This is a genomic window from Hymenobacter sp. (genome assembly GCF_036388155.1).
In the GTDB taxonomy this organism is placed as follows: Bacteria; Bacteroidota; Bacteroidia; order Cytophagales; family Hymenobacteraceae; genus Hymenobacter.
In genome coordinates, this window is record NZ_DASVSI010000022.1 from 1 (window position 1) to 10,615 (window position 10,615).

A 10,615-nucleotide genomic window follows, 5' to 3' on the forward strand; every position below is an offset into this window, starting at 1 on the left:
ACGTTCTGCGGCTTCTGCGCCCCCTTCTGCGGAAATCGTCGCCAGGAAATTACTTCCGAATCAGCGCGCCGGCTTGCTTCTCAAACTGCTGAATCAACTTCTGCATCACCTGGTCAATGGCCTGTTCGCTGAGCGTCTGGCTGAAATCCTGCAGAGTGAAGCTCACCGAGTACGACTTCTTGCCCGCGCCCAGGTTCTCGCCGGCGTACACGTCGAACACGTTGATGCTTTGCAGCAGCTTCTTCTCGGTGCGCTGCGCAATCTGCCGCAGCTGGTCGAACGTCACCGACGAGTCCACTACCAGGCTCAGGTCGCGGCGCACCTCCGGGAACTTGGGCAGTTCGCGGGCCACCAGCGTGGGCTTATACTTCTTGCTCAAGGCGTCCCAATCCAGCTCGGCGTACCACACCGGCTGGGCCACGTCGAGCCGCTTCAGCACCGAGGCCGACACGGCGCCGAGCTGCGCCACCGGCTGGTTGTGCACCAGCAGCGTGAGACCGCCGGCCAGGTAGGGGTGCTGCACCGGCTGCGAGGCCGCCCCGCCAAAGCCCAGCGCCGCCAGCACCTGCTGCACGGCGTTGGCCAGGTCATGGTAGGCCGCTTTCTCCGACTTGTGCTGCCAGGTTTCGCTGGTGGCGTTGCCAGTCAGGTAAATCACCAGCTTGTTCTTTTCCTGGTACTTGCCGTTTTCGTTCTGCGAGTACACCTTGCCGAATTCGTACAGCTTCAAGTCGCGCTGGCGGCGGTTGATGTTGTGCCGAATAATCTCCAGGCCCGAGTGCAGCAGCGTGGGCCGCAGGGCGTTCAGGTCGATGCTGTTGTAGTTCAGAATGCGAACCAGCGCGGCGTCCGTTTCGCCCTCTTTGTCGAAGTACTGCGAGTTGGTGAGCGAGTTGGTTAGAATTTCCGAATAGCCCTGCCCACTCAGTAGTGAGGCGATTTTTACCCGCGTCACTTCTGGGTCGGGGTTCGGGAACTTGGCCAGGAACGAGGCCGAGTTGTTGGGCCGCAGCGCCACGTTGTTGTAGCCGTAGATGCGTAAGATTTCCTCGATTACGTCGGCCTCGCGGGTCACGTCCACTTTGTGGGGCGGCACGGTCAGCAGCCAGGTGTCCTGGTCGCCGGCATCAGCGTTGCTCTCCGTTATTTCAATGTCCAAATCCGTCAGAATTTGCCGGATGCTTTCGGGCGCGATGTACTGGCCCACCAGCCGCTCCACGCGGTGCAGGCGCAGGCGCACCGTGGCGGGCTGCACCGGCGCCGGGTACTCGTCCACCACGGGGGCAGCCACGGTGGCACCGGCCACTTCTTGCAGCAGCAAGGCGGCGCGCTTCAGCGCCACGGGCACCATGTTCGGGTCGGTGCCGCGCTCGAAGCGGAACGAGGCATCGGTCTTCAACTGGTGCGTTTGCGAGGAGCGGCGCACGGCGGCGGGGCCGAAGTAGGCGCTCTCCAGAAACACGCGGGTGGTGGCTTCGCTCACGCCCGAGGTCTTGCCACCGAACACGCCGGCCAGCGCCATGGGGGCGCCGTTGACGTCGGCAATCACGAGGTCTTCGGCTTTCAAGGTGCGCTCCACGCCGTCCAGGGTCACGAACTTCTCGCCGGCTTCGGCGCGCTTCACCCGAATCTGGTTGCCCGTGATTTGGTCGGCGTCGAAGGCGTGCAGGGGCTGGCCCAACTCGTGTAGCACGAAGTTGGTCACGTCCACCACGTTGTTGATGGGGCTCAGGCCGATGCTGCGCAGGCGGCGCTGCAGCCACTCAGGCGAAGGGCCCACGTTCACATTCTCCAGCAGCAGACCGGCATAGCGCGGGCTGGCTTCGGCGTCTTCAATGGTCACGCCGATGTTGGCCACTGCCGTTTCGGGCGCTGCGAAGCGGCTCACGTCCGGCAGGTGGCAGGGCTGGCGCAGCAGGGCGCGCAGCTCGCGGGCCACACCGTAGTGCGAGGCGGCATCGGCCCGGTTGGGGGTGAGGCCAATTTCGTACACCGTGTCCGAGCCAAGGCCGAAGTACTCGGCGGCGGGCGTGCCGTTGGGCAGCTCGGTTTCCAGCACCATGATGCCGGCGTGCGAATGGCCCAGGCCAATTTCATCCTCGGCGCAAATCATGCCTTCCGAGGCCGCGCCGCGGATTTTGCTTTTCTTGATTTTGAACGGCTCGCCTTGGGCAGGGTAGAGGGTGGCGCCTTCCAGGGCCACCACCACGCGCTGGCCGGCGGCCACGTTGGGGGCACCGCACACAATCTGGCGCGGGGTGTCGTCGCCCACGTCCACGGTGGTCAGGCTGAGCTTGTCGGCGTCGGGGTGGCGCTCGCAGGTGAGCACCGTGCCCAGCACCACGCCGCGCAGGCCGCCGGGAATGCTTTCCAGCTCCTCCATGCTCTCCACTTCCAGGCCCGAGCCGGTGAGCAGGGCGCCAATTTCGGCAGCGGGTTTGTCGGTCGGAATGAGGGTTTTAAGCCAGTCGAGAGAAATACGCATTGCTAGTTGTCGGTTGCTAGTTGTCCGTTGTCAGGTTCCGGACAATGGGGGCAAAGGTACGGCGGGCTGAAAAGACTGAATTGGGAGGGTGAAAGCATATATTTGCTAGGGGTCGGTTTGCGCATTCTTGGGTGTTAAACCGTAATGCAGCGCGCAGCGCAGCATCTCGCGTGCCCCTTCTGTCATCCTGATTCTGTCATCCTGAGCTTGCGAAGGACCTTCTCAAGTATAGGATTCGTCGTTCAGTCGTGAGAAGGTCCTTCGCAAGCTCAGGATGACAATAGATTTAATTATTGTCCCACGCGAGATGCCTCGGCTGCGCTCGGCATGACGGTCTGTGTTTCGTCCTGTTCATTAATCCTTCTGCATCATGCCCATCATCAGCCAAGGCTTCCGTGCCAAGCGGCCCACCGAGGACGGCCACTAGCTGCCGCCCGGCCAGTACCAAACGCAGGATTTCCCGGTGCTTACGGCTGGTCCCACGCCGCGCATTCCGTTGGTGAACTAGGAGTTTCGGCTCGAAGGGCTGGTTGAAGCACCCGTGAAATGGAGTTGGAACGAGTTCAACGCCCTCCCAATGCAGTTGTTCAACCCCGACATCCACTGCGTCACGAAATGGTCGAAATTCGACACCAGATGGCGCGGCGTGAGCCTCGACACGCTGCTGGAACACGTGCAGCTCAAGCCGGAGGCGCAGTTTGCCATGGCCGGCTACCGGCGCCGGCTAGACGCAGCCATGCTGGCCGAGGCGGTGGCGCACTTGCCCGGCCCGCCGCAGTGCTACGTGTGCGGCCCCACCGGATTGGTGGAAAGCGCGACCACGCTGCTGCAAGCGCAGGGCCTGCCCGATGCCGCCATTCGCACGGAGCGGTTCGGGCCAACGGGCAGCTGAGTTGGCATTAACCATTCATTTGTGTGCACCGTAGCGCGGACTTTTAGTCCGCGAGTGGATGCTACCCGTAATCGCGGACTAAAAATACGCGCTACAGCACACCGAGTGCAAGCTGTGCAGTAGAGATGCTTCGGCTGCGCTCAGCATGACCGTTATAAATAGGTCAGAAAATGCCAGCGGCCTGCTTAATTCCACTTCAGGGTGATGACACGGCTTGAATAGCCGCCGCCTGCCGGCGCCGTGCGGTAGCCCTGTTGGCCGTAGAGCCGCTCCAGGTAGCTGTACTCGCCTTCGTTATTTACTTCTACGTCCACGGCGTATTGCCCCGCTTCAGCAGCGGCCACCACGCGGCGGTTGGCTAAGTCGCGCAGTTCCGTAAAGCGTTGGCGCAGCCGTTCTGCCGGCTCGGGTACCGAAGGCACAGGCTGTCGGCGGGCGGTGGCGGCGAGGGTGCGAATGTCGGCGAGGGTCTTCATGGCGCAGGGCTGGCGGTGGGTAGTGCCCACACGACAGCGGAAGCGCGCCAAAGGCTGCTGGAAAAAGCAGGTTTTACTCGTGAAACGACTTTTCGCCGGCCGGAATGGCTACTTGCAAGCGGTTTTCGGCCGGCGGTACGGGGCAGCTGTAGTCGTTGTTGTAAGCGCAGAAAGGGTTGTAGGCGGCATTAAAATCCAGCTTCAGCTCGGCCACGTTGAGCTTGGGGATAGGGGCGTCGAGGTAGCGGCCGCCGCCGTAGGTGTCGTGGCCGTTGGTCAGGTCGGTGAAGGGGACGAACAGGGTGGAGTCTTTGCCGTCGGCTTTCAGGTACAGCTCCAATTGCAGGGGCTTTTCGTCGATGGTGAACTGGGCGCGGCCCCAGCGCAGGTACTTCTCGGTGCGGTTGTCGCTCATTTGCAGCGAGGTGGTATCCGGGTTCTCGTTGCGGCCAATGCTGGCGTTGACGACGTAGGCTAAATCCGCCGGATAGTAGCGCAGGCTGTCGAACGCGGCCTTCTGCGCGGGCGGAATCGGAGAGCTTTCGTCTTGCCGGAAGGAAAGGTTTTTCTCCCGGCGGGCCTTGTTTAGCTGCGCGGCGTAGGTGCTGATGTCGAGCCTGGTGCCGCTCAGGGAATAGTAAACGATGCCGAGCACCGCGGCCACAATGGCGAGCTTTTTAATCATGCGAGTGGTTTTTTTGGCAAAGGTGCAGGCAACCCGCGACAGGGCAGCACCATCTGAACAACAACCACACCCCGTTGCTACCTTGTTCGCCGCATGCGAAATTACTTTTTACTCTTGCTTTGCCTGGCGGGCATAGCCACCGCTTCGGCCCAGCCCCGGGCCATCTACCGGGCCAGCGCCCCCAGAACCAACGACCTCGTGCACACCAAGCTCGACGTGCGGTTCGACTACGCCAAGCGCTACCTCTACGGCAAGGAGTGGGTGACCCTGAAGCCCCGCGGCGCGGCCACCGACACCGTGCGCCTCGACGCGAAAGGCATGGACATCAAGGCGGTGGCCCTGATGCAGGGCGACCAGCCCCAGCCGCTGAAATACGACTACAACCAGCGGCAGCTGCTCATTCGGCTGGGCCGCACGGTGCCCGCGGGCGAGGCCTACACCTTGTACCTGGAATACACGGCGAAGCCTGACGAGCTGGGCGCCCTGGGCACGGGCACGGCGGCCATTCGCGACGCCAAGGGCCTGTACTTCATCAACCCCGACAGCGCCGTGGCCGGCAAGCCGGTGCAAATCTGGACGCAGGGCGAGACAGACGCCAACTCCGCCTGGTTCCCAACCATCGACCAGCCCAACCAGAAAACCACCCAGGAAATCAGCATGACCGTGCCCAGCAAGTACGTCACGCTGAGCAACGGCGCGCTGGTGAGCCAGCAGCCCGCCGGCCCCGGCCTGCGCACCGACACCTGGAAGATGGACCTGCCCCACGCGCCCTACCTGTTCATGATGGCAGTGGGCGACTTCCGCATCACCAAAGACACCTGGCGCGGCAAGGAAGTGAGCTACTACCTCGAGCCCAAGTACGCGGCCCAGGCCAAGGCTGTGTTTGGCAAAACGCCCCGCATGATGGAGTTTTTCTCGCAGCGCCTGGGCGTCGACTTCCCGTGGAACAAGTACAGCCAGGTGGTGTGCCGCGACTTTGTGGCCGGGGCCATGGAAAACACCACGGCCGCGCTGTTTGGCGAACAAGCCCAGGGCTCGGCGCGGGAGCTGCGCGACTGGCAATACGCTGGCGTGGAGCGCGAAATTGCCCACGAGCTGTTCCACCACTGGTTTGGCGACTACGTGACCTGCGAGAGCTGGAGCAACCTGACCGTGAACGAGTCCTTCGCCAACTACAGCGAGGTGCTGTGGGCCGAGCACGAGTACGGCGCCGACGCCGCGGCCCAACAGGCCGACATCAGCATGCGCGCCTACTTGCGCAACCCCAGCGACTTCCAGAAAACCCTGGTGCGCTTTCAGTACGACGACCAGGAGGACGTGCTGGACAACGTGAGCTACCAGAAGGGCGGCAGCATCCTGCGCATGCTGCGCACCTACCTGGGCGACGACGTATTTTTTCAGGGCCTGAAGCGCTACCTCACGCAAAACGCCTTCGGCACCGGCGAGGCGCACCAGCTGCGGCTGGCCCTGGAAGACGCCTCGGGCAAGGACCTGAACTGGTTTTTCGACCAGTGGTACTACCGCGCCGGGCACCCCGTCGTGACCATAGCCTACGCCTGGGACGCGGCCCGGAAACGGCAGGCCGTGGTGGTACGCCAAACCCAGGCCGGGCAGCCGTTTGTGCTGCCCCTCACGGTGGCCGTGTACAGCAAGGGCCGCGCCCAACGCTACCCCGCCACGCTGCGCCACGCCGTCGACACGCTCTATTTCCCGGCCGCTACCAAGCCCGACCTCGTGAACGTGGACGCCGACAAGGTGCTGCTATGGCAGAAAGAAGACCACAAATCATTGGCGGAATTTGCTTACCAGTACCGCTACGCCGCCCGCTACCTCGACCGCCGCGAGGCCTTGCGCGCCGCCCAAACCAAGCTGCCCGACCCGCAGGCCCAGAAACTCCTGCTGGCCGGCCTCGCCGACAAGTCGCCTGCACTGCGCGAAATGGCGGTTGAAGTGCTCGACCTGAAAAATGCCGGCTTGCGCAAAACGGCCGCGCCAATGCTAGCCAAGCTGGCGGCCGCCGACACATCGGTGCAGGTGCAAGTAGCCGCCCTCAGTGCCTTGTGCGCACTGCAGGACAAGCAATATGCGCCGCTGTTCCAGAAGGCGATGAGCAACACGTCGTATCGGGTGCAAGGCGCGGCGTTGCAGGCCCTGCTGCCCTTGAGTCCGGCCCAGGCTTTTGCCCGCGCCAAGGCTTTTGAGGACGATAACAAAGGCCCGCTCACCGTGGCCATGGTGCAGGTGTATGGTCAAGCCGGCGGCATAGCTCAGTGGCCGTTTGTGCTGACCAAATACGACGCGGCGGGCCCCGGCGGCCGTTTTCAGATGGTGCCCGGTATCGGCGAGATGCTTGGGCGCCTCGACGACCCGACCGCGCTAACCCAGGGCATTACCCGCATCAAAGACCTGACCGTGGAATACAAGCGCTACATCGACACCAAGCGGAAATCAGTTTGTTGCAGCAAGTGCAGCAGCGCCAGGCTACCCGGCCCAACGCCGCCCAGGCCGCCACGCTAGTAGCGCAGGCAGTCGCGGCAATTGAGGCGGCAAAGTAGAGGTGTCCTTGCAGGCCAACCGTCCCTTTTCACGCCCACTGGCCGGCAGCACGCGGCTTCAGGCAGAGTGCGCCATCACCGTTTCGCCCAGCGGAGCCCGCGTGGCCTCGCTGATTTCGCGGAGAATGTCGCGGGTTTTCAAATCGAAGTTGCTCAGGGCCGGATGCGACAGGACCTGCCCCACCAGCGGGCTGGCTTTGAAAGCGTCCAGCGAGGCCTCGTCCCGGAACAGGTAGATGCCACCCGCCTCGTGCTGCTCGGCATCGACAATGGTGATTTTCCACAGGCAACCGGGTACCTGGGCAAACTCCGGGGCCAGCCCGGCCAGCGTAGCTTCTAGCTCCTCCGTGCTGCAGCTGTAGTGGTAGTTGGTGACAAGCATTTTTTGAGGCATGGCGTTTGGGGCAAAGTGAGAAAATGTATGTGTTTGGGGCCTGCTACTGCTTTGGATGCGAGTAACCTCCGCATTACCAGTGTACTTATCAATATATAAAACTTTATTTTATATACCGCCTTTCGTCTCATTATTTCTCCGTGTCATGCTACTTAGGCCGCCACGGCTCGCGCAGCCACCTGCCCGCGGGGCGCTTACAATTCGTGGAGGATGGCCACCAGCCGTTTGGGCATGGAATAGAACGGCATGTGGCCGCTAGGCAGCGTGTACACCTTCTGGCAGGGCCTGTTGGCGGGCACCTTCCACTTGTCGAAATCTTTGGCCTGCGTGCACAGGATGTAGTCTTTGGGGATGGCGCCGAAGCGGGCGGAAGTCAGCCGCACGGGGGTGACGAAGGTGGTCATGGGCTCGGGGCACAACAGCGCTTGAGCAGCGGCCATGTCTACCTTAGAGCAATCCGAGTAGAGCAGGTTCTGCACCATGTCGGGGGGCAGGCTGCAGGTTTTGCCATCGGGGGGCACGTTAAACGCCAGGGACGGGGCCGGCTTTACCCCGGCCGGCGGGACGACGAAGCTCTTTTTGGCCACGTCCAGCAGGGGTTCCCCGTCCTGGGGCAGGAAGGCGTCCGGGTACACCAGCTTGGCTACTTTTTGCGGGCACAGCTGTTCGGCGGCCTGCGAGATGACGACGCCGCCCCTGGAATGCCCCAGCAGCACCGCCGGTTTCGACTGGGCGTCGACCATCTGCACCACTTTCTGCACGTAGTCCTGGAAGCTCACCTGCTCGGGCCGGCGTGGGTCTTGGCCGTGGCCGGGTAAATCAAACACCACCACTTTGTGGCCCTTGGCTTCGAGCAAGGGCATCACTTTTTGCCAGCACCACTCCCCGTGCCAGGCGGGATGCACGAGGACGAAGGTTTTGGGGTGGCTTCGGCCCGCAGCGTCATTCCCCATACCAGGGGAAGCAACAGCAGCAACAGGGTTTCTTTCATGCTCATTTGAGGAAGTGGTATCAAACCAACGCGTTGAGCAAGAGCAGGTGACCAGTGATAAAAACGGATGTTTTCAGGGCCGACCCGTTGGGCCTGGCTGCATTCCTGACTGTGCCAAGTGGGCCGGGCTTCAGTAGGCGCCCGTGACCGCGGCCGTACCCTGGCCAGGCAAAATGCCGTCGGTGAGGAGGAATTGGGCTTGGTCGGCGCCGGTTTCCGGGCCGCAGTTGAATAGCCACACGCTTAGCGGGAAAAGAAGGAGGGCGGTTTTCATGGGTTTTGAATTTGAAGTGTGGCTGCCCGAAGAAGTGGCGCTGCTGCGCAACTACCTGGCCCTGGAGCAGCTGCGCTACGGCTCGCGCCTGCGCCTGGAATTTCAGGCCGACGACGTGCCCGCCACGGCGTGCATTGCGCCGCTGCTGCTGCTGCTGGTCGAAAACGCCTTCAAGCACGGGTCGGCCGAGCAGGTGGGCCAGGCGTCCATTCGCATTGTGCTGGCCGTGCACGCCGGCCGCTTCACCTGCCTCATCACCAACACCAAAAACGCCACCTCCGCGGCCAGCACCGGTGCCGTCGGCATTGGCCTGCGCAACGTGCGCAAGCGCCTGGAACTGCTCTATCCACAGCGGCACGAGTTCGTCACCGAAGCCCGCGAGCACACCTTCACCGTCCGGTTGGCGCTGCAACTGCCTGAGTTGGCCCCGGCGTTGGGCCCGGTGCCGGCTTCACTTCGCAGCTTGGCCCCATGAAAAGGGCGCTTTCTTCCCGCGTGGTGCGGCACGTGCTGTTTTGGCTGGGGCTGTGGGGCTTTTTTCTGCTCATCCAGGTGCCCGACCACCTGATTACCGGGCAGCCGGTGTATTGGCGGCAATACCTCTTTTTTCAGCTGCCCACGGCCGCCTTGGCCACCTACCCGCTGCTGTACGGGCTGCTGCCCCGGCTGCTGGAGCGCCGGCAACTGCCCCTGTTTCTGGGGCTGCTGGGGGCTTGACTGCTAGCCAGCATCCTGCTGGCCAACGTGGTACAAGCCTGGGCCCAGTTCTGGCTGGCGCCTTCCTTGGCCGGCAAGCCCGTGGTGGGGGCCTTTCCCTGGGGCAGCGTGGTGGACCGGCTCAGCCTCAACTTCTTCATCCTGCTGATTGTGGCCGGCAGCGCCGCGGCCATCAAAGTGCTCAACGGGTGGTACGGGCAGCAGCAGCAGCGCAGCCAGCAGCTCCGGCAGCAGCAGCTGCACACCGAGCTGCAGCTGCTGCGGGCCCAGCTGCAGCCCTCCTTTCTCCTTCAGTCCCTGGGCACCCTGCGCGCGCTCACGGCCCGGCAGTCGCCCGACTCGCCGGCGGCCGTGCTGCACCTGGCGGCGTTGCTGCGCTACCTGCTCTACGACGGTGCCCAGGAGTTGGGGCCGCTGGCGGAGGAGGTGGACATGCTGCGGCACTACGTGGCCCTGGAAAAACTGCGTTTCGGCCCCCAGCTGGACGTGTCGCTCAACTTCAGCGGCGCCGTGGAGGCCCACGCCATTGCCCCGCTGCTGCTGCTGCCCTTCCTGGAAAATGCCTTTCGGCACGGCCCCGATGCGTTGCTGGAATGCCCGTGGCTAAGCGTCGATTTGGTGGCAACGCCAAATAGCGTTATATTCAAGGTGATTAATGGTCAGCCGGAAAGCACAGGTGCCGAGGACGAAGGACAGGGGTTGTACGCGGTTCGGCAGCGCCTGGCCCGCCTCTATCCTGGGCAGCACGACTTGAAAATCGTGCGTGAGCCCGACGCCGAAATCGTCACCTTGCAGCTCCAGCTGGCCGCCCAGCCCCACGCAGTGCCCGACTTTTCCCGGGCGCCAGCTGCTTCACCGTTGCGTTCCCGCGTATGAAATTGCAGTGCTTGCTTGTCGACGACGAACCGCCGGCCCTGGAGGTGCTCGCCGCCCACATCCGGGAAGTGGCCCACCTGGAGCTGGTGGCCTGCTGCGGCAACGCCGTGCAGGCTTTTCACGTGCTGCAAGAACGGCCCATCGACCAGCTGTATCTCGACATCAAGATGCCCAAGGTGCTGGGCACCGACCTCCTGCGCAGCCTGCGCCACCCGCCGCAGGTCATCTTCACCACCGCCTACCGCGAGTACGCCTACGAGGGCTTCGAGC

Annotated in this window: 11 protein-coding genes and 1 pseudogene; 6 read left to right on the forward strand and 6 right to left on the reverse strand. The window is 63.2% G+C overall.

Translation table 11 applies throughout. The features are described from left to right. Positions 1-49: 49 nt before the first annotated feature. Entirely contained in the window at positions 50-2,485 is a 2,436-nt protein-coding gene (gene pheT, locus VF629_RS03050; RefSeq protein ID WP_331056979.1) for a phenylalanine--tRNA ligase subunit beta, read from the reverse strand. A gap of 523 nt (positions 2,486-3,008) precedes the next feature. Between pheT and VF629_RS03055 the strand changes: the two are divergent. Then, a pseudogene (locus VF629_RS03055) lies at positions 3,009-3,377 on the forward strand (molybdopterin-dependent oxidoreductase); the annotation flags it as partial. Positions 3,378-3,562: 185 nt separating this feature from the next. Here the strand turns inward: VF629_RS03055 and VF629_RS03060 are convergent. Next, a complete protein-coding gene (locus VF629_RS03060; protein WP_331056980.1) occupies positions 3,563-3,853 on the reverse strand; it encodes a hypothetical protein in 291 nt (96 codons plus the stop codon). A 73-nt stretch (positions 3,854-3,926) separates the two neighbouring features. After that, the gene (locus VF629_RS03065) at positions 3,927-4,538 is read right to left on the reverse strand and encodes a DUF1684 domain-containing protein (RefSeq protein ID WP_331056981.1); all 612 of its coding nucleotides are present in this window, start codon (positions 4,536-4,538) and stop codon (positions 3,927-3,929) included. Positions 4,539-4,631: 93 nt separating this feature from the next. Between VF629_RS03065 and VF629_RS03070 the strand changes: the two genes are divergently transcribed. Then, positions 4,632-7,055, forward strand: coding sequence for a M1 family metallopeptidase (locus VF629_RS03070; protein ID WP_331056982.1), 2,424 nt, complete (start codon positions 4,632-4,634; stop codon positions 7,053-7,055). A gap of 96 nt (positions 7,056-7,151) precedes the next feature. On the opposite strand, the gene VF629_RS03075 is transcribed toward VF629_RS03070, so the two are convergent. From VF629_RS03075 to VF629_RS03085, 3 genes are all read right to left on the reverse strand, one after another. Continuing rightward, positions 7,152-7,487 carry a YdhR family protein gene (locus tag VF629_RS03075; RefSeq protein ID WP_331056983.1) on the reverse strand — a complete coding sequence of 112 codons (336 nt, stop codon included), beginning with the start codon at positions 7,485-7,487 and terminating at the stop codon, positions 7,152-7,154. 194 nt (positions 7,488-7,681) lie between these two features. Next, positions 7,682-8,392 carry an alpha/beta fold hydrolase gene (locus tag VF629_RS03080; protein WP_331056984.1) on the reverse strand — a complete coding sequence of 237 codons (711 nt, stop codon included), beginning with the start codon at positions 8,390-8,392 and terminating at the stop codon, positions 7,682-7,684. A gap of 216 nt (positions 8,393-8,608) precedes the next feature. Continuing rightward, positions 8,609-8,752: a hypothetical protein gene (locus VF629_RS03085; RefSeq protein ID WP_331056985.1), complete on the reverse strand. Its 144-nt coding sequence runs from the start codon at positions 8,750-8,752 to the stop codon at positions 8,609-8,611. Between VF629_RS03085 and VF629_RS03090 the strand changes: the two genes are divergently transcribed. The 4 genes from VF629_RS03090 to VF629_RS03105 form a co-directional block, all read left to right on the forward strand. Continuing rightward, the gene (locus VF629_RS03090; RefSeq protein WP_331056986.1) at positions 8,751-9,227 is read left to right on the forward strand and encodes a hypothetical protein; all 477 of its coding nucleotides are present in this window, start codon (positions 8,751-8,753) and stop codon (positions 9,225-9,227) included. The two genes, VF629_RS03085 and VF629_RS03090, sit on opposite strands and share 2 nt — an antisense overlap. Further along, complete coding sequence (locus VF629_RS03095) at positions 9,224-9,469, forward strand: hypothetical protein (RefSeq protein WP_331056987.1); 246 nt, start codon at positions 9,224-9,226, stop codon at positions 9,467-9,469. The genes VF629_RS03090 and VF629_RS03095 overlap by 4 nt, the downstream gene beginning before the upstream one ends. Before the next feature lie 27 nt (positions 9,470-9,496). Beyond that, positions 9,497-10,345: a sensor histidine kinase gene (locus VF629_RS03100; RefSeq protein ID WP_331056988.1), complete on the forward strand. Its 849-nt coding sequence runs from the start codon at positions 9,497-9,499 to the stop codon at positions 10,343-10,345. Continuing rightward, positions 10,342-10,615: LytR/AlgR family response regulator transcription factor (locus tag VF629_RS03105; RefSeq protein ID WP_331056989.1), on the forward strand; the 274-nt coding region annotated here is incomplete at its 3' end. The genes VF629_RS03100 and VF629_RS03105, both read left to right, overlap by 4 nt.